The 24704-nt window shown below is 69.9% G+C and carries 19 protein-coding genes; 10 read left to right on the top strand and 9 right to left on the bottom strand.

Going from position 1 to position 24704, the window contains the following annotated elements; all coding sequences use genetic code 11:
• The first annotated feature begins 131 nt into the window (after positions 1 to 131).
• Genes OIC96_RS11240 through OIC96_RS11220 form a run of 5 tightly spaced genes read left to right on the top strand, consistent with a single transcriptional unit; the run spans position 132 to position 6696 of the window.
• Complete coding sequence (locus OIC96_RS11240) at positions 132 to 2309, top strand: HAMP domain-containing protein (protein ID WP_330307981.1); 2178 nt, start codon at positions 132 to 134, stop codon at positions 2307 to 2309.
• Positions 2310 to 2312: 3 nt separating this feature from the next.
• Positions 2313 to 4067, top strand: a complete 1755-nt coding sequence (pgsB, locus tag OIC96_RS11235; protein WP_330307982.1) for a poly-gamma-glutamate synthase PgsB — start codon at positions 2313 to 2315, stop codon at positions 4065 to 4067.
• Positions 4064 to 4546: a poly-gamma-glutamate biosynthesis protein PgsC/CapC gene (locus OIC96_RS11230; RefSeq protein ID WP_327432493.1), complete on the top strand. Its 483-nt coding sequence runs from the start codon at positions 4064 to 4066 to the stop codon at positions 4544 to 4546. Before pgsB ends, OIC96_RS11230 begins: the two co-directional genes overlap by 4 nt.
• A gap of 18 nt (positions 4547 to 4564) precedes the next feature.
• Complete coding sequence (locus OIC96_RS11225; protein WP_330307983.1) at positions 4565 to 5626, top strand: NlpC/P60 family protein; 1062 nt, start codon at positions 4565 to 4567, stop codon at positions 5624 to 5626.
• Positions 5627 to 5679: 53 nt separating this feature from the next.
• Positions 5680 to 6696 carry a hypothetical protein gene (locus tag OIC96_RS11220; protein ID WP_330307984.1) on the top strand — a complete coding sequence of 339 codons (1017 nt, stop codon included), beginning with the start codon at positions 5680 to 5682 and terminating at the stop codon, positions 6694 to 6696.
• 340 nt (positions 6697 to 7036) lie between these two features.
• On the opposite strand, the gene OIC96_RS11215 is transcribed toward OIC96_RS11220, so the two are convergent.
• From OIC96_RS11215 to OIC96_RS11200, 4 genes are all read right to left on the bottom strand, one after another.
• Positions 7037 to 9163: a 3-hydroxyacyl-CoA dehydrogenase NAD-binding domain-containing protein gene (locus OIC96_RS11215; protein WP_330307985.1), complete on the bottom strand. Its 2127-nt coding sequence runs from the start codon at positions 9161 to 9163 to the stop codon at positions 7037 to 7039.
• On the bottom strand, positions 9160 to 10386 hold the full coding sequence (locus OIC96_RS11210; RefSeq protein ID WP_327432497.1) for a thiolase family protein: 1227 nt from the start codon (positions 10384 to 10386) through the stop codon (positions 9160 to 9162). The genes OIC96_RS11215 and OIC96_RS11210 overlap by 4 nt, the downstream gene beginning before the upstream one ends.
• A gap of 225 nt (positions 10387 to 10611) precedes the next feature.
• Entirely contained in the window at positions 10612 to 11649 is a 1038-nt protein-coding gene (locus OIC96_RS11205; RefSeq protein WP_330307986.1) for a LacI family DNA-binding transcriptional regulator, read from the bottom strand.
• Positions 11646 to 14039 carry a glycoside hydrolase family 2 protein gene (locus OIC96_RS11200; protein WP_330307987.1) on the bottom strand — a complete coding sequence of 798 codons (2394 nt, stop codon included), beginning with the start codon at positions 14037 to 14039 and terminating at the stop codon, positions 11646 to 11648. Before OIC96_RS11200 ends, OIC96_RS11205 begins: the two co-directional genes overlap by 4 nt.
• Before the next feature lie 144 nt (positions 14040 to 14183).
• Between OIC96_RS11200 and OIC96_RS11195 the strand changes: the two genes are divergently transcribed.
• From OIC96_RS11195 to OIC96_RS11185, 3 genes are read left to right on the top strand one after another with little or no spacing between them, the layout of a single operon-like run.
• Entirely contained in the window at positions 14184 to 15503 is a 1320-nt protein-coding gene (locus OIC96_RS11195; RefSeq protein ID WP_330307988.1) for an ABC transporter substrate-binding protein, read from the top strand.
• Positions 15500 to 16462, top strand: a complete 963-nt coding sequence (locus OIC96_RS11190; RefSeq protein WP_330307989.1) for a carbohydrate ABC transporter permease — start codon at positions 15500 to 15502, stop codon at positions 16460 to 16462. The genes OIC96_RS11195 and OIC96_RS11190 overlap by 4 nt, the downstream gene beginning before the upstream one ends.
• Positions 16459 to 17289: a carbohydrate ABC transporter permease gene (locus tag OIC96_RS11185; protein WP_330307990.1), complete on the top strand. Its 831-nt coding sequence runs from the start codon at positions 16459 to 16461 to the stop codon at positions 17287 to 17289. The genes OIC96_RS11190 and OIC96_RS11185 overlap by 4 nt, the downstream gene beginning before the upstream one ends.
• A 112-nt stretch (positions 17290 to 17401) precedes the next feature.
• On the opposite strand, the gene OIC96_RS11180 is transcribed toward OIC96_RS11185, so the two are convergent.
• The 3 genes from OIC96_RS11180 to OIC96_RS11170 form a co-directional block, all read right to left on the bottom strand.
• The gene (locus OIC96_RS11180; protein ID WP_330307991.1) at positions 17402 to 18688 is read right to left on the bottom strand and encodes a ribonuclease D; all 1287 of its coding nucleotides are present in this window, start codon (positions 18686 to 18688) and stop codon (positions 17402 to 17404) included.
• A gap of 212 nt (positions 18689 to 18900) precedes the next feature.
• Positions 18901 to 19563: a response regulator transcription factor gene (locus tag OIC96_RS11175; RefSeq protein WP_019073943.1), complete on the bottom strand. Its 663-nt coding sequence runs from the start codon at positions 19561 to 19563 to the stop codon at positions 18901 to 18903.
• A 349-nt stretch (positions 19564 to 19912) separates the two neighbouring features.
• Positions 19913 to 20539: a DUF3000 domain-containing protein gene (locus OIC96_RS11170; protein ID WP_330307992.1), complete on the bottom strand. Its 627-nt coding sequence runs from the start codon at positions 20537 to 20539 to the stop codon at positions 19913 to 19915.
• A gap of 322 nt (positions 20540 to 20861) precedes the next feature.
• On the opposite strand from OIC96_RS11170, the gene hemE reads away from it, so the two are divergent.
• Complete coding sequence (hemE, locus tag OIC96_RS11165) at positions 20862 to 21929, top strand: uroporphyrinogen decarboxylase (RefSeq protein ID WP_330307993.1); 1068 nt, start codon at positions 20862 to 20864, stop codon at positions 21927 to 21929.
• A gap of 4 nt (positions 21930 to 21933) precedes the next feature.
• Here the strand turns inward: hemE and OIC96_RS11160 are convergent, their stop codons facing one another.
• Entirely contained in the window at positions 21934 to 22752 is an 819-nt protein-coding gene (locus tag OIC96_RS11160) for a rhomboid family intramembrane serine protease (RefSeq protein WP_330307994.1), read from the bottom strand.
• A 120-nt stretch (positions 22753 to 22872) separates the two neighbouring features.
• Between OIC96_RS11160 and OIC96_RS11155 the strand changes: the two genes are divergently transcribed.
• Positions 22873 to 23205 (top strand): hypothetical protein, encoded by a 333-nt coding sequence (locus OIC96_RS11155; RefSeq protein ID WP_330307995.1) that lies wholly within the window; start codon positions 22873 to 22875, stop codon positions 23203 to 23205.
• Positions 23206 to 23293: 88 nt separating this feature from the next.
• On the opposite strand, the gene OIC96_RS11150 is transcribed toward OIC96_RS11155, so the two are convergent.
• Positions 23294 to 24703, bottom strand: coding sequence for an FAD-dependent oxidoreductase (locus tag OIC96_RS11150; protein WP_330307996.1), 1410 nt, complete (start codon positions 24701 to 24703; stop codon positions 23294 to 23296).
• Between the last annotated feature and the right edge of the window lies 1 nt (position 24704).

Below are 24704 nucleotides of genomic sequence, written 5' to 3'. Positions count from 1 at the left end.
CGCACTCTTGTGCGCTCTGGGGTGCGATGTGTCTCCCGTGGCACGCGCACCACCTGTAACTGCATGAGAGGAGCACCCCGTTGGCCGCTGCGCGTCCGAAGCGGCGACACAAGGTCCGCCGAAGGGCTGACATGTCCCTGATTGGTGGGATACGTCCACCCATAGCTGTCTTGTCCGTTCTGCTCCTCACGCTCGCGGGCATCACCGCGCTCACCCTCGGCAAACCGGACAACGTCCTTGTCCCGAAGGCCGTCCTGACCTCACAGCAGTACATCGCCGAAGACGGCGCCGTCGCCCTGCGGACCTCGCTCGACGAGTCGATCAGCGACCTCACCAACACGGCCACCCTCTTCAACGAGGGCCAGCCCGTCTCCGCGGACACCGTCCTGGACAAGGTCGGCGACGTCTACCAGAAGTGGCGCGGCACCGCCGTCGTCGAGATCAAGTCGGGCGACCTGCTCGCCGCCCGGGGCGAGAGCGTGCCGCTCTCCGCGATCGACCGGAGCAAGCTCTCCGCCAAGGACGGCCTTGCCCCGCGCATGGTGCGCATGGACAACGGCCAGACCCGCCTGGTCATCCTCGCCCTGCTCTCCTGGAAGGGACAGCCGCAGCAGCTCCTGGTCGCCTCCAGCAGCCTGACCTTCCCCGGCGTGAGCCTCTCCGGCGGACGCGCCATCGGTGTCGTCGACTCCACCGGGCGGCTGCTCAGCAGCCACGGCAACCTCGACGCCAAGCGCGCCCAGCAGCAGCTGAAGTCCTTCGCCGGCGTCGCCGCCAAGAAGGCCGAGCAGAACCCCATCACCGCGAAGAAGCCCGGCTCGGGCGGCTACACCGGCGTCAGCGGCCATCTGACCGGAGACGCGGCCAAGAGCCTGCGCACCGTCGGGGGATACGCCACGCTCGCCGCACCCGTCGCCGGCGAGTCCACCGTGGCCAGCGGCCTCGGCCTCACCGTCGTCACCCAGGTCGACGTCAAGGAACGCACCTCACAGCTGACCCGGCCGGCCTTCGGCATCGCGGCCGCCGGCGCCCTGCTGCTCATCGGCGGACTCGCCGTCATGCTGCTGCTCGGCACCGTGCAGCGCCCGCTGATCCGGCTGTTCCTGGAGAGCCGCCGCCTCACCCGCGGCGACCTGGCGCGCCCGGTGACCGTCCCGAAGGCCGGGGAGGCCGCCCGGGTCGGGGCCGCCCTGGAGCGCCTGCGCCAGCAGTTGCGGGGCGCCCCTGTCGACGCGGACGGCCCCACGCCCCGCAAGGGCCTGGGCGCCCGCGCCCTGCTCGCCGTCTGCGCGGTCCTGCTGCTCGTCTGGTCCGCGCCGCTGATGCTGGTGCTCAACCGCGCCGACAGCTCCGTACGCGTACCGAACCAGATCGTCCGGGACCAGAAGTCGCGCACCGCCACCGTCAGCGACCGGGTGCGCCGCGCCCTCAACGAAGGCCACGCGGACCTCTCCGCCGTCGCCGCGCTGATCGGCGACCGCACCTCGGCCGACGACATGCGCACCGTCCTGGAGCGCACCCTGGAGGACCACCAGCGCTACCAGTCGCTGTACGTCCTCGGCGCCGACGGCACGATCCTCGCCCAGGCCGGCCACACCCCCCACCACACGGCCGGTAAGGGCCCCTCCTCGAAGTCCCTCGAAGTGACCGGCGAGGGTGGCAAGAAGCCCGTCATCACCGCCACCGCCGAGGCACCCGGACGCGACGGGGCCGCCGTGGTCGGCGAGTTCCGCATCGAGTTCCTGAACGCGCTGCTCAGCCGCCAGGGCATGGGCGACGTACGGGTCCTCGACGCCGAGAACCGTGTCATCGGCGGCGACTCCGGCTACCTCGCCTTCCAGAAGGCGCCCTCCCACCTCACCGCGCTGCTCGGCAAGAAGGACGCGTACGCCACTGTCCAGCGCGGCGGTACCGTGCGCGTCGCCGCCGTGGCGCCCTTCACCGGCGGCGGCGAGGCCAAGGTCCTGCAGTGGAAGGTCGTCAGCTGGCAGCCCGCGTCGGGGCTCGCCATCCCCGAGTACAGCCTCCAGAACCGCACGGTCCTCGCCGGACTGCTCGGGCTGACCGCCGCCGCGGCCTGCCTGGGCTGGCTGCACATCGTCGTCGTCCGCCCATTGCGTGAACTGGCCCGCCAGGCCGAGACGCTCGCGGGCGGCGACCGCAAGACCGTGCTCTACCCACGCCACCACGACGAGGTCGGCGCCGTCGCCCGCAGCCTGGAGCTGATCAGACAGCAGCTCCAGGGGCAGCGGCGCGGACGTGACGGCGGGGCACGCACCCCGGCCGGAGTCGGAAGGAACCAGGACTAAACCGTGCTTTTCCTCTACGCCGTGCTCGTGGTGTGCGGAACCATCCTGCTGATCGCCGGAATCGTCGAACAGCGGCGCCACTTCGTGAACCTCGACCACATCCCCTCCCGCGTGCTCGTCAACGGCATCCGCGGCAAGTCGTCCATCACGCGCCTGTGCGCGGGCGCCCTGCGCGGCGGCGGGCTCACGACAGTGGCCAAGACCACCGGCACCGCGGCCCGGTTCATCCACCCCGACGCCACGGAGGAGCCGGTCTACCGCAAGTTCGGCATCGCCAACGTGGTCGAGCAGATCGGCATCGTGCGCCGGGCGGCTGCATACAACCCGGACGCCCTCGTCATCGAGTGCATGGCCGTCATGCCGGCCCTCCAGGAGATCAACCAGTCCAAGCTGATCCGCTCCACGATCGGCGTGCTGTGCAACGTCCGTGAGGACCACCTCGCCGAGATGGGCCCCACCCTCGACGACGTGGCACGCTCGCTGTGCCGGTCCATGCCCGAGGGCGGCATCTGCGTCACCGCCGAGAAGGACCGCTTCCACATCCTTCAGGAGGAGGCGGACGCCCGGGACTGCAAGCTGATCTACGCCGACCCGGAGATCGTCAGCGACGAGGAGCTGCGCGGCTTCAGCTGGTTCACCTTCAAGGAGAACGTCGCCATCGCGCTGACCGTCGCCGACCTCCTCGGCGTCGACCGGCACACCGCCCTCCAGGGCATGTACGACGCCCCGCCGGACCCCGGTGTCCTCTCCGTCGAGCGGTACCTCACCCACGACGACAAGAAGCTGCGCTTCGCCAACGTCTTCGCGGCCAACGACCCCGAGTCGACGCTGATGAACATCAACCAGCTGCTCGACCTCGGCGCCATCAACCGCCCGCTGAACGTCGTCATCAACTGCCGTCCCGACCGCGTCGAACGCAACGGCCAGATGGGCGAGATCATCCCCGAGCTCGACCCCGAGCAGGTCTTCGTGATCGGCCACCCGGCCAAGTCCGCCATCGACGCGATCCCGGCCGCCTACCGCGACCGCGCCGTCGACCTCGGCGGCGACCGGCGCGACCCCGAGGAGTTCATGGAGCAGCTCCTCGGCCGCCTCGGCGCCGACTCCTCACTCGTCGCCATCGGCAACATCCACGGCCAGGGCGAGGTACTCCTGGAGCACCTGGCCGAACTCCCGGCCGACGAGAGCCCCGACGACGCGCCGACCCGGCCCGCCGGTGCCGGTGCCGCACCGGCGCCGGTCCAGCAGCCGCGGACGCAGCAGCCGCAGCACGTCGAGACGGTGCAGTTGTACGCGCCGCACCTCGACCCGTTCCAGCCGTACTCGGAGGCGTACGAGGCCCGGTACACGCCGCACGCCGGCATCCATGTGCCGACGCAGCGCGACGCGGAACGCCCGTACCCGCAGGGGCAGCCGCAGCCGCAGCCGCCCGAGCCGTACGCCCCTCAGCAGTACGCGCGGCCCCAGCAGGGCGGGCACCCCCAAGAGCCCTGGCCGACCGTCGTCCAGGCGCCGGCCGCACCCCAGCAGTACCAGGGGGAACCTCAGCAGTTCCAGGGGGAGCCTCAGCAGTTCCAGGCAGAACCCCAACAGCACCGGGAACCCCGACCGCGGCACCCCGAACTCCCGCAGCACCCCGAACCGCCGCAGCACCGCGAACCCCCGCAGTCCCGTGGCCTGTTCGAGCCCCGCATCCCGCCCGCGTCCCCCGCCGACGACTCGCAGCAGTGGCAGAACCCAGGAGAGCAGCACCGTTGATCCCCTCCGTCCTCACCCCCGAGATCGCCGCGATCGGCATCGCCATCGGGCTGCTCTTCTCCCTGGTCTGCTACCTCACGACCAACCTCTCGCCCGGCGGCATGATCACCCCGGGCTGGCTGGCGCTGACCCTCGTCGAGGACCTCCAGCGCGCCGCGATGGTGGTCGGCGTGACCGTGCTGACGTACGTCGGCACGCTGCTGATGCAGAAGTTCGTGATCCTGTACGGCAAGCGGCTGTTCGCCGCGGTCGTGCTGCTCGGCGTGACGCTCCAGGCGACGGTGATGATCGTCCTGTCGCTGGAGTTCCCGCTGATGTACGCGAACCAGACCCTCGGCTTCATCGTGCCCGGCCTGATCGCCTACCAGCTCGTCCGCCAGCCCAAGGGTCCCACCCTGCTGGCCACCGGCTCGGTGACGCTCATGGCCTATGTCGTCCTCACCGCCGGAATCCTCCTCGGCGTCATGCCGTCCGCCTGACCACCGGAGTCGACTCACATGCCCCCCAAGAAGAAACGTCCCGTAGTCCACGCCGTGACCGTGCTCGCGCTGCTCGGCGCCAGCGGCTACCTCACGGTGGAACTGCGCAAGGACGAGCAGGCCAAGGCGCCTTCGGTGCAGGCCGTCACGGACGAGCCGAACCTGGAGTCCAACACCGGGCAGCAGGGCGGAAAGCAGAGCTGGGAGCGCCTGAAGAACCCCGAGCGCACGGTGCTGCGCGGCGCCAAGGGCCAGGTCCTCGCCACCTTCACGGACAACGCCCGCACCGCCACCCTGCGCGGCCCCTCCCGCACCTTCAGCGAGCCCGCCAGCACCAAGTCCAAGGTGGTGACGGAGGACTGGGTGCGGCTGATGCCCGAGCCGTGGACCAAGGGCGCCGAGAAGGAGAAGTGGTTCAAGGACTGGTTCAAGCAGAACTACGGGAGCCAGGAGGACGACATCTTCGCGTACGCCTTCCAGTACGTGCAGGGCGCTCCGGTCAAGAAGGACGACGAAGGCATCCCGTACGCGGGCGACGCGGTGTTCGGTCCGTTCAAGGCGGACGGCGTCGACCGTCTGGAGCAGAACGACTTCTACGACTACCTCGGCATCTCGTACACCTTCCGCAGCGGCACCACCATGCCGGCGCGCAAGGAGCGCTACCGGGCCCTGGACTGCTCCGGCTTCATGCGGATGATCTGGGGCTACCGCGCCCGCTATCCGCTGATGGCCACGAACACCCTGGGCGACGGCCTGCCGCGCACCGCCGACGGCATGGCCCGCTCCAAGGTGGGCGTCGACATCATCAAGATGCAGGGCCCCGCCCCCTGGTACACGCGTCCGAAGAACATCGACGTCCTGCAACCCGGCGATCTGCTGTTCTTCAAGATGGACCACCGCACCGGCAACCACATCGACCACGTCGCCCTGTACCTGGGGCTGGACACCGACGGCCACCGCGTCTTCATCTCCAGCCGCAAGGAGGTCAACGGTCCGACCATGGGCGACACGGGCGGCGCCTCGCGCATCGACGGCAACGGCTTCTACGCCGGGCTGTTCCGCAGCGCCAAGCGTCTGTGAGCGGGGCGGGGGTGGGCCTCGGCGACCGGCCCGCCCCCGACTAAAGTGAACCGGTGAACGGCGACTGGCTCATACGCGGCCGCGACGGCAGGCTCTGTGTGTACCTGCTGTCGGAGGCCGCCGTCCGCTGCCGGGCCGAGCGCGGCCCCGGCGGCCCCTGGGATCCTCAGCGCACCGTGGGCGGCGCCCAACGCCTGCATCCCGTACTCGCCGTGGGCCAGGGCCCCGACGGCTACGCCCATCTCGTCTCGTGGCGCCCGACCGTCACCGGCGAGTCGGGCCTGGTCCACTCCACGCACTTCCGTCCGCGTCTGGCCGCCCTCGACTGGAATTCGATCGGGCACCCCGACAAGAAGGGCGACCGTACCGGGACGCCCGCCGTCGCGGTCGACGCCGAGGGACGCGCCCATGTCTTCGTACGCAACAAGGGCGGCGGAGTGAGCATGGTCGCGCAGAAGGCGAAGGGCGGCTGGGATCCCTGGCGCGACCTCAAGGGGCGTGACGTACACGGGGACCTGGCGGCCGTGACCGGGGAGTCCGGGCGCGTCGAGCTGTACGCGGCCGTCCCGGACGGCATCCTGCACTGGCGCCAGGAGGAGCCGGGCGCGCAGCCTGTCCTCCAGGAGGCCCTGGAGACCCCGGTACGCCCGGGCACCCTCCGCGCCCTCGCCACGTCCCCCGACTCCACCACCCTCTTCTTCACCGACGAGCGGGGTGACCTCTGCGCCTGGCGCTCCGGCAGCAAGCCGGTGCCCCTGCTGGCCGCCGCCGGGCCCGGTCCCGTCTCGGCCGTTCGCTGCGAACTCGACGGCTACGACTGCACGTTGCTCGCTCAGCGTTCGGCGAGCGGGCGGGTTGCTTTCGCCGCGTACCCGACCGAGGAGGAGTCGGCGGGGGCGTGGTGGGCGGAGTCCGGGCCGCAACTTCCCGCCGACGCCCAGGTGTCCCTCGCGGAGGACGACGCCGGCCGCGTCGTCGCGGCGAGCCTCGCACCGGGCAGCGGCGACCTCCTCCTCACCCGCCGCAAACCCGAACCGGGCCTCGCCCTGGAGGCCTGGCGCCCGGTGTAACTCCGGGTTTCCTCGCCCCCGCCGCCCCTACCCGTCCCATCCTTCTGGGGCTCCGCCCCAGACCCCGTAGGCCGGTTCGTCGACTGCGGGCCGGTGGGGGTTGTTCGCGCAGTTCCCCGCGCCCCTTCGGCGGGGCTTCGCCTCGATCCCCCGCCCGCCCCGGTTTCTTTGGCTGCGGGCCGGTGGGGGTGCCCCTAAAAGGGGCGCGGGGAACTGCGCAATCTTTTAGGGGCACCCCCACCGGCCCGCAGCCGACGAACTACCCGGGGGCGCAGCCCAACGCCGGGTGCCCTGCACACCAAGAAGGCGTGCAGGGCACCCGGTGAACCCAGTGGAACGCTTACGCGGGGACGGAAGCCGCGCCCGGCGAAAGGAACCGCTTCCCGTTCACCCGCTCGGAGACGCCCTCACGGTCCAGGTACGGAGTGATACCGCCCAGGTGGAAGGGCCAGCCGGCACCGGTGATCAGGCAGAGGTCGATGTCCTGGGCCTCGGCGACGACACCCTCGTCGAGCATCAGACCGATCTCCTGGGCCACCGCGTCCAGGACGCGGTCACGGACCTGCTCCTCGGTGAGGACGACGTCGCCCTGCTTCAGCAGCGCCGCGACCTCGGGGTCCAGCTCCGGCTTCCCGCTGTCGTACACGTAGAAGCCGCGCTTGCCCGCCTTGACGACGGCCGCGAGGTTCGGGGAGACCGTGAAGCGGTCCGGGAAGGCCCGGTTGAGGGTCTCGGAGACGTGCAGACCGATGGCCGGGCCGACCAGCTCAAGGAGCACCAGCGGCGACATCGGCAGACCCAGCGGCTCGACCGCCTTCTCCGCGACCTCGACCGACGTGCCCTCGTCGATGACGTTCTGGATCTCGCCCATGAAGCGCGTGAGGATGCGGTTCACGACGAACGCCGGGGCGTCCTTCACCAGAACCGCCGTCTTCTTCAGCTTCTTGGCGACACCGAACGCCGTGGCGAGCGAGGCGTCGTCCGTCTGCTCGCCGCGCACGATCTCCAGCAGCGGGAGGATCGCGACCGGGTTGAAGAAGTGGAAGCCGACGACCCGCTCGGGGTTCTTCAGCTTCGACGCCATCTCCGTCACCGACAGCGAGGACGTGTTCGTCGCGAGGATCGCGTGCGCCGGGGCGACGGCCTCGACCTCGGCGAACACCTGCTGCTTGACGCCGATCTCCTCGAAGACGGCCTCGATGATGAAGTCGGCGTCGGAGAAGCCCTCGGCCTTGTCCAGCACACCGGTGACCAGGGCCTTGAGGCGGTTGGCCTTGTCCTGGTTGATACGGCCCTTGCCGAGCAGCTTGTCGATCTCGGCGTGGACGTAGCCCACACCCTTGTCGACGCGCTCCTGGTCGATGTCCGTGAGGACGACCGGCACTTCGAGGCGGCGCAGGAAGAGCAGGGCGAGCTGCGAGGCCATCAGGCCCGCGCCCACGACGCCCACCTTGGTGACCGGACGCGCGAGGGACTTGTCCGGGGCGCCCGCGGGGCGCTTGCCGCGCTTCTGGACCAGGTTGAACGCGTAGATGCCGGAGCGCAGTTCGCCACCCATGATCAGGTCGGCGAGCGCCACGTCCTCGGCGTCGTAACCCTTCTGCAGGTCACCGTCCTTGGACGCCTCGATGATGTCCAGGGCGCGGTACGCGGCCGGAGCCGCCCCGTGCACCTTGCTGTCGGCGATGAAACGGCCGCGCGCGACGGCCTGGTCCCAGGCCTCACCGCGGTCGATCTCGGGGCGCTCGACGGTGACGTCACCCTTGAGGACGGACGCCGTCCACAGCAGCGACTGCTCCAGGAAGTCCGCGCCCTCGAAGATCGCGTCGGCGATACCGAGGTCGAAGACCTGCTGGCCCTTGAGCTGCTTGTTCTGGTTGAGCGAGTTCTCGATGATCACCGAGACGGCCTTGTCCGCACCGATCAGGTTCGGCAGGATCGTGCAGCCGCCCCATCCGGGTACCAGACCGAGGAAGACCTCGGGGAGGGAGAAGGCGGGCAGCGCCTTGGAGACCGTGCGGTACGCGCAGTGCAGACCGACCTCGACGCCACCGCCCATCGCCGCACCGTTGTAGTACGCGAAGGTCGGGACCGCGAGGCCCGACAGGCGCTTGAAGACCTCGTGGCCGCCCTTGCCGATGGCGAGCGCGTCGTCGTGCTTCTTCAGCAGCTCGACGCCCTTGAGGTCGGCGCCGACCGCGAAGATGAACGGCTTGCCGGTGACGCCGGCACCGACGATCTCGCCGGCCGCCGCCTCCTTCTCGACCTGGTCGATGGCGGAGTTCAGATTCGCCAGCGACGCCGGGCCGAAGGTGGTCGGCTTGGTGTGGTCGAAGCCGTTGTCCAGCGTGATGAGCGCGAAACGCCCGGCGCCGAACGGCAGGTCGAGGTGGCGTACGTTCGCCGAGGTCACGACCTCGTCGGGGAACAGCTCGGCCGCGCCCTTGAGGAGTTCGGTGGTGCTCACTTGTCGCCTCCGGCGTCCTTGTGGTGCGGGTTCTCCCAGATCACCGTGGCGCCCATGCCGAAGCCGACGCACATGGTGGTGAGGCCGTAACGGACCTCCGGCTGCTCCTCGAACTGGCGGGCCAGCTGCGTCATCAGACGGACGCCGGAGGAGGCCAGCGGGTGGCCGTACGCGATGGCGCCGCCGTACTGGTTGACGCGCGCGTCGTCGTCGGCGATGCCGTAGTGGTCGAGGAACGCGAGGACCTGGATGGCGAAGGCCTCGTTGATCTCGAAGAGGTTGATGTCCTCGATGGAGAGACCGGCCTTCGCCAGCGCCTTCTCCGTCGCCGGGATCGGGCCGTAGCCCATGACCTCCGGCTCGACGCCCGCGAAGGCGTACGAGACGAGCCGCATCCTGACCGGCAGGTTGTTCTCGCGGGCGAAGTCCTCGGACGCGATGATCGACGCGGTGGCGCCGTCGTTCAGACCGGCCGCGTTACCGGCGGTGACCCGGCCGTGGACGCGGAACGGCGTCTTGAGCCCGGCGAGGTTCTCCAGGGTGGTCCCCGGACGCATCGGCTCGTCGGCGGTGACGAGGCCCCAGCCGGTCTCACCGACCTCCGCGTTGGTGTTGCGCACCGAGATCGGCACCAGGTCCTGCTGGATCTTGCCGTTGGCGTACGCCTTGGCGGCCTTCTCCTGCGAGCGCACGGCGTACTCGTCGGCGCGAAGCTTCGTGATGTGCGGGTAGCGGTCGTGCAGGTTCTCGGCGGTCATGCCCATGAACAGGGCGGACTCGTCGACCAGCTTCTCGCTGACGAACCGCGGGTTCGGGTCCACGCCCTCACCCATGGGGTGGCGGCCCATGTGCTCGACACCACCGGCGATGACGGCGTCGTACGCACCGAAGGCGATGGAGCCCGCGGTGGCGGTGACGGCGGTCAGCGCGCCCGCGCACATGCGGTCGATCGAGTAGCCGGGGACCGACTGCGGCAGCCCGGCCAGGATGCCGGCCGTGCGGCCGAGCGTCAGGCCCTGGTCACCGATCTGCGTGGTCGCGGCGATGGCGACCTCGTCGATCTTCTTCGGGTCGAGACCCGGGTTGCGGCGCAGCAGCTCCCGGATCGCCTTCACGACGAGGTCGTCGGCGCGGGTCTCGTGGTAGATGCCCTTCGGGCCCGCCTTGCCGAACGGGGTGCGGACGCCGTCGACGAAGACGACGTCCCTGACGGTACGAGGCACGATGGCTCTCCTCCAGATGCGGGATGGCACTGCTGCGCGACACACGCGACTGAGCGCGCGCTCACCCCCACATGCTACTTACGAGTAACCACCCTGCCCAGTCCCGAGAGCGGGAGCGGCGAACGTCACACAAAAACGAGCCTGTGCAGGAGCGCCCCTTAAGGGGCGCGGGGAACTGCGCGACAAGCCACATACGGCCCGCACCCCGCATCAGACCCCGGACTGTCACCCCCTGGGCGGCGCAGTAGACCCCCGAGGAGTCAGCACAGGCGTAGCCACAGGATGCGACCCCCCACCCTCCCCAGTGATCACCCCGAACAACGTCCGAGCCACATCCGCCCCGAACCCATGCACGTCATGACTCATCGCGGACAACGTGGGATGAGTGAGCCGGCACAACTGAGAGTCGTCCCACGCCAGCAAAGAAACATCCCCCGGCACCGACAACCCCATCTCGGCCGCCACCGACAACCCCGCCACAGCCATGATGTCGTTGTCGTACACAATCGCGCTGGGCCGATCAGAAGCCGCGGCGGTCAGCAAGGACCGCGTCGCCCGAGCCCCCGCATCCCCCGAGAAATCCGTAGCCACCTGCCACGCCCCCTCAAGCCCCAGCCCCCGCCCCACCTCGTCGAACGCGGCCGTACGAATCGACGTATGCCCCAGCGCCGCCGCACCCCCCACCCGGGCGATCCTCCGATGCCCGAGCGCCGCGAGATACCGCACGGCCTCCGTGACGGCGGTCGCGTCATCGGTCCACACGGAGGTGAGGCTGCCGGTGAGCGACGGATGCCCGACCGCGACGACGGGCATGCCCAAGCGCTCCACCGCCGCCACCCGAGGATCGCCGTCCCGGAAGTCGACCAGAATCGACCCGCTGACCTGCTTCCCCTTCCACCACGCGTCCTGGAGCCCGACCTCCTCCTCCAGATTCCGTACGAGCCGCAGCAGCAGCGAGCACGCATGCTCGGTCAGCACGCTCTCCACCCCGGAGATGAACTCCATGTAGAAGGGTTCGAGCCCCAGCAGCTTCGCCGGCCGGCAGATCGCCAGCCCGACGACGTCCACCCGCTGGTTCGACAGCGACCGCGCGGCGAGATTCGGCACCCAGCCCAGCTCGCGGGCCGCCTCGAAGATCCGGTCCCTGGTGGCGTCGGAGAGCCCCGGCTTGTGGTTGAAGGCGAGCGACACCGCCCCCTTGGACACGCCGGCGCGCGCGGCGACGTCCTTGATGGTCACGCGGGGGGTCGGCGCTGTCGTCATCGGGTCGGCTCCACGCAGTACAGGGCGGACCGGGCGGTGGCCGCGTCAGGAGTCTCCCAGCCGCGTACGCCCATGGTGACCTGTTCGCCGGGGAGCAGGGTGACCAGCCCGGTGTCGGTCTCGGCGCCGGGGTCGAGCCGGTCGGCCTGCAACAGCAGATCCCGTACGAGGGTGTGGGCCGTCACGGTCACCGCGCCCGGCGCGACCCTCACGTTGAACTCCGGCCTCGGGTAAGGGACTTCGCGGTCCGGCACGGGGAAGTGCAGCGCGCGCAGCCCGTCCGCGTCCGCCACGAGGAACTCCTTGGGCCCCACGGGCTCCAGCTCTCGCTCCACGCGGACCTCGGCGACCGTACGCGCGGCGGCCGACAGATCGACGCTCGCCTCGGCCACGACGGCTCCGTCGACGGACATCCGCCGCAGCGCGAGTGACGGTGTCCATGCGTCCGCCGCCTGGTTCACGGCGGCCAGCACCAGTACACCGCCCCGGGGTTGCAGCGTCAGTAGCCGGTCCGCGTACAGCCGGCGCAGCTCGTGGTAGAGCGGTTTGGTCCGCCCGTCCCCGTCGATCGCGGCCCAGGACGTCACCGGCCAGCAGTCGTTGAGCTGCCAGACGATCGTGCCCGCGCACACCGGCCAGTGCGAGCGCCAGTGCTCGATCCCGGCGGCGACGGCGCGGGCCTGGTTGACCTGGGTGAGGTAGTGCCACCGGTCGAAGTCGCCTGCCGAGAAGCCCCCTTGGGGCACGGGGAAGTGCCGGGCGAGTCCGCGCTCCAGCTTGCCGTTCCCGTCGTCCGCCTTCTGGTGGTGCAGCATGCCGGGGGAGTCGGGGGCGAGCGTCTCGCCGGGCAGCGCGCGCCGCAGTGTCGCGTACGCGGGCGGTGCCTGCCAGCCGAACTCGGCCACGAAACGGGGGACTTGGAGCCGGTAGCCGGCGTAGTCGTCGCGGTTCCAGACCTCCCAGGAGTGGTGCGTCCCGTGCGCCGGGTCGTTCGGGTGATGGTCCCAGGAACCGGACCAGGGGCTGCCCGCCGTGTACGGCCGCGTCGGATCCAACTCGGCGACCACACGAGGCAGTAGCCCCAGGTAGTACCCCTCACCCCACGAGTCCCCGGCCAGCCGCCGCTCCCAGCCCCAGTCCCGGAAGCCCCACAGGTTCTCGTTGTTGCCGTTCCACAGCACGAGCGAGGGGTGCGGCATCAGCCGTACGACGTTCTCGCGCGCCTCGGCCTCCACCTCGCCGCGCAGCGGCTGCTCCTCCGGATAGGCCGCACAGGCGAAGGGGAAGTCCTGCCAGACCATCAGCCCCAGCTCGTCACAGGCGTCGTAGAAGTCCTCGCTCTCGTAGATTCCGCCGCCCCAGATCCGTACGAGATCGACGCCCGCGCCGGCTGCCCGCGCGAGACGTTCGCGATACCGCTCGCGGGTGATCCGGGACGGAAAGACGTCGTCAGGGATCCAGTTGACGCCCCGCGCGAACAGCCGCTCACCGTTCACGACGAAGGTGAAGCCGGTGCCGTGGTCATCGGCCGACGTGTCCAGCTCGACGGTCCGGAAGCCGATCCGTCGCCGCCAGACATCGAGCGGGCCGTGCGCATCGGAGAGCGTCAACTCGATGTCGTACAGCGGCTGTTCGCCGTATCCGCGCGGCCACCACAGCTCGATGTCCGGGACCTCCAGCCGTACGGAGCCGCTCGTGCCGTCGACCGTCGCGCTCGCGCGCACCCCGCCGACCCGGGCCTCCACGGTGAGGTCGGCCTCGACCCTGCTCCGCTCGACCTCGACGGCCAACTCGACGTGCCCCAGAGCGTGTTCGACGGTCACCAGCGGCCGTACGCCTGCGATCCGCGCCGTCGACCAGTGCTCAAGGCGTACCGGCCGCCAGATACCGGCCGTCACCAGCGTCGGCCCCCAGTCCCAGCCGAAGGAGCACGCCATCTTCCTGAGGTACTGGAAGGGCTCGGGATACGCGTTCGGCCGCTCGCCGAGCCGGTCCCGCACCGCCTCGGCCGCGGTGTACGCGGAGGTGAAGCGCACCGAGAGCGGGCCCTGGAGGCCGGTGACGTCGAAGCGGTACGAGCGGTGCATGTTCCGTACAGAGCCCAGGAGTCGACCGTCCGGACCGCCCAGACGGATCTCGGCGGCGGTGTCCAGACCGTCGAAGACGAGGTCGGTCTGCTCGTGCCCCGAGAAGGCGGGCACTTCGATCTCGTACGTCCAGTCCCGCCGCCCCACCCACGCCACCTCGGTCTCGTTCCGCCCGAGGAACGGGTCCGGAATGACCCCCGCCGCCAGCAGATCCGTGTGCACACAGCCCGGTACCGCGGCCGGAAGTACGGCTCCCTCGTGCCGCAGGGTCCATCCCTCGGTGAGCGGTGTGACGTCCAGCATGCGCACTCCCTAAACCGGTCGAGTCAGAAGATGCCCAGGGCCGCGAAAGATTTCGAAATCGTTGGCGGAATAAGGACTTTACCGGTTTAGCAGCGGCTGTCAGAGTGCCGAATCAGCCAACCGACGTGAACGGAGCTGGTGCAGATGAACCACCGCACGACACTCGCCGGAACACTCCTCGCCGGGGCCCTGTTGGCATCGGGCTGCACCGGGACCGGAGGCTCGTCGCAGGGCGCGGACGCCAAGGCACCCGACGACCCGAAGACGGTGTCCGGGACCATCAAGGTCCTCACCCAGCGGACCGACCTCGTGCAGGACGGCACGATGAAGAAGTACGCCGCCGCGTTCAACAAGACGTATCCGAAGGTCAAGGTCGAGTTCGAGGCCCTCACGAACTACGAGACCGAGGCCAAGATCCGGATGAACACGGAGAATTACGGCGACGTCCTGCTGATCCCCGCCGTGATCAAGAAGACCGACTACCCGAGATTCTTCGCCTCCCTCGGCACCCGGGCCGAGCGCGCCAAGAAGTACCGGTTCACCGACTTCACCACCGTCGACGGCAAGGTCTACGGGCAGAGTCCGATCGGTGTGACCCCCGGCTTCCTCTACAACAAGAAGGTCTGGCAGCAGGCCGGGGTCACCCAATGGCCCACCACTCCGGCCGAGTTCCTCACGGACCTCAAGGCCATCAAGTCCCGGACCGACGCGACCCCGTACTACACCAACTTCTCCGCCCAGTGGCCGCTGACCTCGTGGACGGCCGTCAACGGCTCGGTCGGCTGCGACACCGAGGCCACCACCAAGCTGGCCGACGGCGATCCCTGGGCGAAGGGCGCCGACCTGAGAGTCGGCGACACGCTCCTGTACGACATCGTGCACCAGGGGCTGATCGAGAAGGACCCGACGACCACCAACTGGGAGGCGTCCAAGCCCCGGTTGGCGAAGGGGCAGATCGCCACGGAGTGGCTCGGCACCTGGGCGATCGTCCAGTTCCAGGACGCCGCCCGGCAGGCCGGGATCGATCCGGACGACATCGGGTTCATGCCCTTCCCGGCCCAAGTGGGCGGAAAATTCTGCGCGGTGGTCGGCCCGGACTACAACCTGGCCGTCAACGTCCACTCCCCGCACAAGGAAGCGGCCCGTGCCTGGATCGACTGGTTCACCGACAAGTCCGGCTACGACAAGGACAACCTGGCGATCTCGCCGCTCAAGGACGCGCCGCTGCCCGACGTCCTGAAGCCGTACGAGGACGAGGGCGTGAAGTTCATCGAGGTCTCCGACGCCAAGGGCGCCGAGGTCAAGGCGATCGACGACCAGTCCGAAGTCGGCATCAACAAGCCCGAGTACCGGCAGAACCTCGTCGACCTCGCACGCGGAGCCAGGAAGGGCAGCCTGGACAGCTTCCTGGGCGACCTCTCCAAGAAGTGGGCCGACGCCCGGAAGACCGTGGACTCCCGATGACGGACACCACCGAGAAGGCGGCCGCCACGGCCGCGGGGGCGGTCGCTCAGGCCGCCCCCGAACCGGCGCCGCCCCCGCGCACGGCACGGCTGTGGCGGGGCCTCACCCCCTGGCTCTTCCTGATCGCCCCGCTCGCCCTGCTGATCACGTTCACCTACGCGCCGATCGCCAACATGATCGCGTACAGCTTCACCGACTGGGACGGAGTGAGCCCCGAACTGCACTACATCGGGGGCCAGAACTACACCGAGATCTTCACCCGGGAAGACCTCTTCCAGGTGTTCTTCGTCAGCGGCTACTACCTGGCCGCCTCCGTGGTGCAGATCGTGGCCGCGCTCTATTTCGCGACGATCCTGAGCTTCAACGTCCGCTTCCGGAACTTCTTCAAGGGCGTGCTCTTCTTCCCGTATCTGATCAACGGGGTGGCGATCGGTTTCGTCTTCCTCTACTTCTTCCAGGACGGCGGCACCCTCGACGCGGTGCTCGCCCTGTTCGGCTACCACGCGGACCACGCCTGGCTGGGCACCCCGGCCTCCGCGAACGTCTCCCTCGCCGGCGTCTCGGTCTGGCGCTACATGGGCCTGAACTTCGTCCTGTTCCTGGGCGCGATCCAGTCCATCCCGGGGGAGTTGTACGAGGCCGCCGAACTGGACGGCGCGGGCCGCTGGCACCAGTTCCGCTACATCATCGCGCCCGGCATCAGACCGGTCCTGAGCCTGACCGTGATCCTCTCGATCTCCGGTTCGCTGTCGGTCTTCGAGATCCCCTACATCATGACCGGCGGAGCGACCGGCACCGAGACCTTCGTGATCCAGACGATCAAGCTGGCCTTCCAGTTCAACAAGACGGGGCTCGCCTCGGCGGCCGCGGTCGTGCTGCTGCTGATCATCCTGGCGGTGACCTGGGTGCAGCGACGCCTCGTCCCCGACTCCGCCGACAACAGGATGGACCTCGGATGACACGCCGCGCGCTGGCCCGCACTCTCGTGTACCTGTCGCTGATCCTCGCGGCGGTCGTCGTGCTGCTCCCGCTCGGCGTGGTCGTCCTGACGTCCCTCAAGTCCTCGCAGGAGATGGCGGACGACAGCGGAGCCCTCACGCTCCCCGACAACCTGCTCAACTTCCACAACTACGTGACGGCGTTCCAGGACGGCCGGATGCTCTCGGCGTTCGGCAACACGGCCTTCATCCTGCTCTTCGCCATCGGCGGCACGGTCCTCATCGGCTCGATGACGGCGTACGCCATCGACCGCTTCACCTTCCGCTTCAAGAAGCTGGTGGTGGCCCTGTTCCTGATCGCCGCCCTGGTCCCCGGCGTGACGACCCAGGTGGCGACCTTCCAGATCGTCAACAGCTTCGGCCTCTTCGACACCCGCTGGGCCCCGATCGTGCTCTACATGGGCACCGACATCGTGTCGATCTACATCTTCCTGCAGTTCGTCCGGTCGATCCCGATCTCCCTGGACGAGTCCGCCCGCCTCGACGGCGCCAATACCTTCACGATCTACTGGAAGATCATTCTTCCGCTGCTCAAGCCCGCGATCGCGACGGTCGTGATCGTGAAGGGGATCACCGTCTACAACGACTTCTACATCCCCTTCCTCTACATGCCGTCCGAAGATCTTGGCGTGATCTCGACGTCGCTCTTCCGCTTCAGAGGCCCTTTCGGAGCCCACTGGGAGACGATCTCGGCAGGAGCGGTCCTCGTCATCCTGCCGACCTTGATCGTCTTCCTGTTCCTCCAAAGGTTCATCTACAACGGCTTCATGCGAGGGGCAACGAAGTAGCCGCCGGGTGAGGCAGCGCCCCTTAAGGGGCGCGGGGCTGTGACATATGCGGCTCCGCCGCGTGGGCGCGACCAGCCACAGACAACCCGCACCCGCCGTACGTCAGACCCCCCTACGGAGCCGAGGCACCCTTCACAGCCAGCGCAGCAACCAGCACCGGAGCAACCAGCTCAACCTGCCAAGCCCGCGCCCCGTACCCGGCAAGCGCGGCAGCCACGGCCCCCGAGTCCAGCGAACCCGGCGGCTCCCAGCAGACCCTCCGCACCGTGTCCGGAGTGATCAGGTTCTCCTGAGGCATGTTGAGCTCCTCGGCCAGCGCCGACACGGCGGCCCGCGCGGCGGACAGCCGAGCCGCGGCGGCCGGGTCCTTGTCGGCCCAGGCTCGCGGCGGCGGAGGCCCGGTGACGGGCTGCCCCGGCTGCGGCAGCTCGGAGTCCGGCAGCGCCTTCGCGCGATCCACGGCGGCCTGCCACTGCTCCAGCTGGCGCCGCCCCATGCGGTGTCCGAACCCGTTCAGCGCGGCGAGCGCCTGCACGTTGACCGGAACAGAGAGCGCGGCCTCCACAATGGCCGCGTCCCCGAGCACCTTGCCCGGCGAGATGTCGCGGCGCTGCGCGATCCGGTCCCGGGCCTCCCACAGCTCCCGTACGACCGCCATCTGCCGGCGGCGGCGCACCTTGTGCATCCCGGACGTACGGCGCCAGGGGTCCTTGCGCGGTGGCGCGGGCTCGGCCTGCGCGATCGCGTCGAACTCCTGCCGGGCCCAGTCCAGCTTGCCCTGCCGGTCGAGCTCCTTCTCCAGGGCGTCGCGCAGGTCGACGAGCAGCTCCACGTCGAGCGCGGCATAGCGCAGCCACGGCTCGGGCAGCGGACGCGTCGACCAGTCGACCGCGGAGTGCCCCTTCTCCAGTACGAAGCCGAGCACGCTCTCGACCATCGCGCCGAGGCCCACCCGGGGGAACCCGGCCAGGCGTCCGGCCAGCTCGGTGTCGAAGAGCCGCGTCGGCACCATGCCTATCTCGCGGAGACAGGGCAGGTCCTGGGTGGCGGCGTGCAGCACCCACTCGACTCCGGAGATGGCCTCGCCGAGGCCGGAGAGGTCGGGGCAGGCGACGGGGTCGATGAGCGCGGTGCCCGCGCCCTCGCGGCGCAGCTGCACCAGATAGGCGCGCTGGCCGTATCGGTACCCGGACGCGCGTTCGGCGTCCACGGCGACGGGGCCGGATCCGGCGGCGAAGGCGGCGATCACCTCGGCGAGCGAGGCTTCGTCGGCGATCACGGGCGGAATGCCGTCTCGGGGCTCAAGCAAAGGGATCGGCGCCGGTTCGACGTCGTCCGGAGGGGCGCCTCCGGTGGTTCGCAGTGAGCTGTCTGCTGCGGTCTCTTGGGCGTCGGTCACCTGTCAAGGGTATCTGTGTATGGACAACGCCCGCCGACGGAACGTTCCGTCGACGGGCGTCTGAGGGTCGTAAACCAGTCAGGTCAGTGAAAGATCCGGTTCACGGTCGGTGGGGACGGGGTGCGGGGTCGGCGGAATCGGTGGTTTCGGCGGGCTCACAGGTCACGGGGCCCGGCTGGGCCAAGTGGACTCGGTGTGGGCTCAGTGTGGGCTTAGTGGATGATCCCGGTGCGCAGGGCCACCGCCACCATCCCGGCGCGGTCGCCCGTGCCGAGCTTGCGGGCGATGCGGGCGAGGTGGCTCTTGACGGTCAGTGCGGACAGGCCCATGGAGACGCCGATGGCCTTGTTCGACTGGCCCTCCGCGACCAGGCGGAGCACCTCGACCTCACGGCCGGACAGCTCGCGGTAGCCGCCCGGGTGGCTCGGGGCACCCGGGGGGCGGCGGTGCATACGGGCTGCGGCCGAGCCGATGGGCGCGGCGCCCGGCCGGGTGGGGAGGCCGACGTTCGTACGGGTGCCGGTGACGACGTAGCCCTTGACGCCGCCCGCGAGGGCGTTGCGCACGGCACCGATGTCGTCGGCGGCGGAGAGGGCCAGGCCATTGGGCCAGCCGGCGGCTCTGGTCTCGGAAAGGAGGGTGAGGCCGGAACCATCCGGCAGGTGGACATCGGCGACACAGATGTCGCGCGGGTTGCCGATTCGGGGACGGGCCTCCGCGACGGACGACGCCTCGATGACGTCGCGCACTCCGAGCGCCCACAAATGGCGGGTGACGGTGGAGCGGACCCGGGGGTCGGCCACGACCACCATGGCGGTCGGCTTGTTCGGGCGGTAGGCGACCAGGCTTGCGGGCTGCTCGAGGAGAACGGACACCAGGCCTCCTGGGGTGCGGGACGGTACCGGCTCTGGGGATGAAGCCGGGGACGAACCGTGCTTTCAAGGTCACAGACCTCTTCGGCACTAAACCCGTCCTCCTTTAGAGAATGATCACGATTTGGTGAGTAACAATCCGTGCAATTCGGACACGCGATCGATCATCCGAAGATCGAACCGAGTCGCTCGACGTCGATACGCGGCCGAAAGTGGTCGTATCGACAAAGAACCGGTAAGGACCGGTAATGAGGTGCGCGAGTCGGCGTGCCGGCCGGCCGGTTCGGCGGGACCGTGGGCAGGGCATGGCGGGCCCGCGGACCCAGGGCGGGCCCGCGGGAACCAGGCGGAATCAGCGCGACTGCGGGCCGCGGCGCTGCGGAAGGGAGACCACCGACGCGTCGCCCGGGTTCACCGGCGGGAGCCCGGCGATCTGGCACAGCAGGTCGCACCATGCCGCGAGGTGCGCGGCGGTGTCCGGGACATCGCCCAGGCCCTCGCGCGGTGTCCACGACGCCCGGATCTCGATCTGGGAGGCGGCCGGGCGCTCCGCGAGGCCGCCGAAGTAGTGCGAGCTCGCGCGCGTGACGGTGCCGCTCGGTTCGCCGTACGACAGACCACGGGCCTGGAGCGCGCCAGTCAGCCATGACCAGCAGACCTCGGGGAGCAGCGGGTCGGCGGCCATCTCCGGCTCCAGCTCCGCGCGGACCAGGGTCACCAGGCGGAAGGAGCCCTGCCAGGCGTCGTGTCCCGCCGGGTCGTGCAGCAGCACGAGACGGCCGTCGGCCAGATCCTCGTCGTCCGCGACGACCGCGGCCTCCAGCGCGTACGCGTACGGGGCCAGGCGCTGTGGTGGGCGCGTCGGGTCGATCTCGATCTCCGGCCGCAGCCGCGCGGCCCTCAGCGCGTCGACGGCGGCCCGGAAGGGCGGCGGAGCCGTCTCCATCGCATTGCGGTCCCCCTCCTTCGAATCGTCCATTCCGCCAGCGCCGTCCGACAGTCGTCCCTGAGCCGCAGCCATGCGGGGAAGATTAAGGGGAACGGAGCCTTTGCGCAGGGAGAGACACCCCTGCCTCCGGCGGTTCGGCGGGAACGGGTTGGTTTCGCCGTGTTCGTGACCGTGACTGTGGGTGGTCGTTCGCGAGTTCGCCGTGGGTTGTTCGCTTCTACGGCGGCCGCAGGTAGTTGTGGGTTGCTCGCGCCCACGCGGCGGAGCCGCACAGTGTCACAGCCCCGCGCCCCTTTCGGGGCGCGGCTGCCCCCGGGCCTGGTTGTCTGTGCGGCGTGGGAGACTTTGCGTCGTGAGTGATAACCACGGCCCTTCCGGCCAGCCGCCGACCGCCACGTACGAGTCCGCCTTCCTCAAGGCGTGCAGGCGCGAGCCCGTGCCGCACACGCCGGTGTGGTTCATGCGGCAGGCCGGTCGCTCGCTGCCCGAGTACCTCAAGGTGCGCGAGGGCATCCCCATGCTGGAATCGTGCACACGGCCCGAGCTGGTCACCGAGATCACGCTCCAGCCCGTGCGCCGGCACAACGTGGACGCGGCGATCTACTTCAGCGACATCGTGGTCCCGCTGAAGGCCATCGGCATCGACCTCGACATCAAGCCGGGCGTCGGCCCGGTCGTCGAGAACCCGATCCGCACCCGCGCCGACCTCGCCCAGCTGCGCGACCTGACCCCCGACGACGTGTCGTACGTCACCGAGGCGATCAAGCTGCTGACGGCCGAGCTCGGCTCCACTCCGCTCATCGGTTTCGCGGGCGCGCCTTTCACCCTCGCGAGCTACCTCGTGGAGGGCGGTCCGTCCAAGAACCACGAGCACACCAAGGCGCTCATGTACGGCGACCCGCAGCTGTGGGCCGACCTGCTCGACCGGCTCGCCGAGATCACCTCCGCGTTCCTGAAGGTGCAGATCGAGGCGGGCGCCAGTGCCGTCCAGCTCTTCGACTCCTGGGTCGGCGCCCTGGCCCCGGCCGACTACCGCCGCTCGGTGATGCCGGCGTCGGCCAAGGTCTTCGAGTCCGTCGCCGGGTACGGCGTCCCGCGCATCCACTTCGGTGTCGGCACCGGTGAGCTGCTCGGCCTCATGGGCGAGGCGGGCGCCGACGTGGTAGGCGTCGACTGGCGTGTCCCGCTCGACGAGGCCGCCCGCCGCGTCGGCCCCGGCAAGGCGCTCCAGGGCAACCTCGACCCGGCCGTCCTGTTCTCCTCGACCGAGGCCGTGGAGACGAAGACCCGCGAGGTGCTCGACGCCGCCGCCGGTCTCGAAGGCCATGTCTTCAACCTCGGCCACGGCGTCCCGCCGACCACCGACCCGGACGCGCTGACCCGGCTCGCGGAGTACGTCCACGAGCGCACGGCCCGCTGACGCCTCACCAGCTGTGCCGCGCCTGCCTGCCCCACAGCAGGCGGCGCGGTTCCGGTGGGGGCGGGGTGCCCGGGCGCAGCGGCCAGGCGAGCAGCATGCCCGCGAGGAAGCCGACCACGTGCGCCGAGTACGCCACCGTTCCCGCGGTCGAGACTCCGCTGCCGGACGAGTACACGGCCTGGAGCACGAACCAGAAGCCCAGCACGATCCACGCGGGCAGCCGCAGCGGCAGGAAGACCAGGAACGGGACCAGAACCCAGACCCTGGCCTTCGGATAGAGCACCAGATAGGCGCCGAGGACCCCGGCGATCGCTCCCGAGGCGCCGATCAGCGGGTCGGACGAGGTGTCGTTGAGGAGCGCGAAGCCGTATCCGGCCGCGTAGCCGCAGGCCACGTAGAACAGCGTGAACCGCACATGCCCCATACGGTCCTCGATGTTGTTGCCGAAGATCAGCAGGAACAGCATGTTGCCCAGCAGATGCAGCCAACTCCCGTGCAGGAACATCGCCGTGAACACCGACAGCGGCGGCGACTTGTCGTAGCCCGGCGGGCCGACCACACAGCCGGTTCCCCGCGGCCCGGCGCCGACCTCGCCCGTGGGCACCGTCCGGGGCAGCTGATGGTGGATCAACTCCTGTGGCACCGCGGCGTAGTGGTCCAGGAACGCGTGGAGGTGGCACAGCTGCGACAGGGCGCTGTCCCCTGCCACCGATCCGGCTATGCCGGGGGTGTAGAGGAATACGAGAACATTCGCGGCGATCAGCGCGTACGTCACATAGGGCGTGCGCCGTACCGGGTTCACGTCATGGACGGGGATGACCACAAGGAATTAGTGCCCTCGACGCGCCGTCGCTGAACGCCGACATCCCCTCGTGCGTATGTCTCCTCAACCGCCCGCGCCGCGACGAAGACGCGACGCGAGGAAGACGTGAGGACACAGGCGATGAACGACCGAGTTACTCCTCCGATGCATGCCCTGCCCGACGGCGAGGCGGAAATCGCCCTGGTGCTGCACCTCCCGTGGGAGGACGTCGCCGCGCTCGGCCAGGAGGCGGGACGCCTCGCGGCGCGGATGCAGCGGCCGGTGACGCTTGACGAGGCCGTCAGCCATCGGTTGCGGTCCGCCCGGTCGGCGGCCCATGCGAAGCCGGCGCAGGCGCCTCCGGCGGTTGTGGCGCCGGCGTCGGTCTCGTCGCTGCCGGCGCGGCCGCCTGCCGAGCAGGCCCGGCAGGCGATCGACCGGATCAATGGGAGCGCCGGGCACGAGTCGGCGTAGTCGCGCCGCGGGGGCTGGGGTCGAGTGTTGGCTGCCGGTTGTGTGTGGCTGGTCGCGCAGTTCCCCGCGCCCCTTTGGGGCGCTCCTGTTACCCGGCGTTTTTACGTACCTTTGCTACCGCCTTGCGGGCCGCGACCAGCACGGGGTCCCACACAGGTGAGAACGGGGGCGCGTAGCCCAGGTCCAAGGCCGTCATCTGTTCCACCGTCATGCCCGCGGTCAGGGCCACCGCGGCGATGTCGACGCGTTTCGCGGCGCCCTCGCGGCCGACGATCTGGACGCCGAGGAGGCGGCCCGTGCGGCGTTCGGCGAGCATTTTCACGGTCATGAGGGCGGCGTTCGGGTAGTAGCCGGCGCGGCTGGTCGACTCGATGGTGACGGTCTCGAACTGGAGGCCCGCCCTGTGAGCGTCCTTCTCGCGGAGCCCGGTGCGGGCGATCTCCAGGTCGCAGACCTTGCTCACCGCCGTGCCGACGACGCCGGGGAACGTGGCGTACCCACCGCCCACGTTGGAGCCGATGACCTGCCCGTGCTTGTTGGCGTGCGTGCCCAGCGCGATGTGCCGTTCGCGCCCGGAGACCAGGTCGATCACCTCGACGCAGTCGCCGCCCGCCCAGATGTTCTCGTGCCCACGCACCCGCATCGCCAGGTCGGTGAGCAGCCCGCCGTGCTCGCCGAGGGGCAGCCCGGCCGCCTTGGCGAGCGTCGTCTCGGGGCGTACGCCGATACCGAGGACCACCACGTCCGCCGGGTACTCGGCGTCCTCCGTGGCGATCGCGCGGACCCGGCCGTCCTCACCGGTGAGGATCTTGGTGACCTCGGCGTCGTCGACCATGGTGATGCCCATGGCCTCCATGGCCGTGTGCACCAGGCGGCCCATGTCCGGGTCGAGCGTGGACATCGGTTCCTTGCCACGGTTGACGACCGTCACCTCGTACCCGCGGTTGATCAGCGCCTCGGCCATCTCCACACCGATGTAGCCCGCCCCGACGACCACCGCGCGACGGCCCTCCGTGGCCGCCAGCGTGTCCAGGAGGGCCTGGCCGTCGTCCAGGGTCTGCACACCGTGCACGCCCGGAGCGTCGGCGCCCGGCAGGTCGGGGCGGATCGGGCGGGCGCCGGTCGCGATCACGAGTTTGTCGTACGACGTCCACTCCTCGGCCCCGGATTCGAGGTCCCGGGAGCGCACCCGGGCGCCCGCGACGTCGATCTCCGTGACCTCCGTACGCATCCGCAGGTCGATGGCGCGTTCCCGGTGCTCCTCGGGTGTCCGCGCGATCAGCCGGTCCCGTTCGGGGACGTCGCCGCCCACCCAGTACGGGATGCCGCACGCCGAGTAGGAGGTGAAGTGCCCCCGCTCGAACGCCACGATCTCCAGCTCGTCCGGCCCCCGCAGCCGGCGTGCCTGTGACGCGGCGGACATGCCCGCCGCGTCACCGCCGATCACGACCAGTCGTTCCCCGGCCCCGTCCTTACCGCCCGTACGGCTCATGCTCATA

Source organism: Streptomyces sp. NBC_00775 (assembly GCF_036347135.1).
Lineage (GTDB): Bacteria > Actinomycetota > Actinomycetes > Streptomycetales > Streptomycetaceae > Streptomyces > Streptomyces lutosisoli.
The sequence above is the reverse complement of the archived record's forward strand: the minus strand, read 5'-3'. Positions and strand labels throughout refer to the sequence as shown.

What these genes read in the sequence shown, in the direction of transcription:
- OIC96_RS11240 (WP_330307981.1), top strand. Translation starts at nt 132, where the DNA reads ATGTCCCTGATTGGTGGGATACGTCCACCCATAGCTGTCTTGTCCGTT.
- OIC96_RS11225 (WP_330307983.1), top strand. Translation starts at nt 4,565, where the DNA reads ATGCCCCCCAAGAAGAAACGTCCCGTAGTCCACGCCGTGACCGTGCTC.
- OIC96_RS11205 (WP_330307986.1), bottom strand. Translation starts at nt 11,649, where the DNA reads ATGACGACAGCGCCGACCCCCCGCGTGACCATCAAGGACGTCGCCGCG.
- OIC96_RS11200 (WP_330307987.1), bottom strand. Translation starts at nt 14,039, where the DNA reads ATGCTGGACGTCACACCGCTCACCGAGGGATGGACCCTGCGGCACGAG.
- OIC96_RS11195 (WP_330307988.1), top strand. Translation starts at nt 14,184, where the DNA reads ATGAACCACCGCACGACACTCGCCGGAACACTCCTCGCCGGGGCCCTG.
- OIC96_RS11190 (WP_330307989.1), top strand. Translation starts at nt 15,500, where the DNA reads ATGACGGACACCACCGAGAAGGCGGCCGCCACGGCCGCGGGGGCGGTC.
- OIC96_RS11185 (WP_330307990.1), top strand. Translation starts at nt 16,459, where the DNA reads ATGACACGCCGCGCGCTGGCCCGCACTCTCGTGTACCTGTCGCTGATC.
- OIC96_RS11170 (WP_330307992.1), bottom strand. Translation starts at nt 20,539, where the DNA reads ATGGACGATTCGAAGGAGGGGGACCGCAATGCGATGGAGACGGCTCCG.
- OIC96_RS11155 (WP_330307995.1), top strand. Translation starts at nt 22,873, where the DNA reads ATGAACGACCGAGTTACTCCTCCGATGCATGCCCTGCCCGACGGCGAG.
- OIC96_RS11150 (WP_330307996.1), bottom strand. Translation starts at nt 24,703, where the DNA reads ATGAGCATGAGCCGTACGGGCGGTAAGGACGGGGCCGGGGAACGACTG.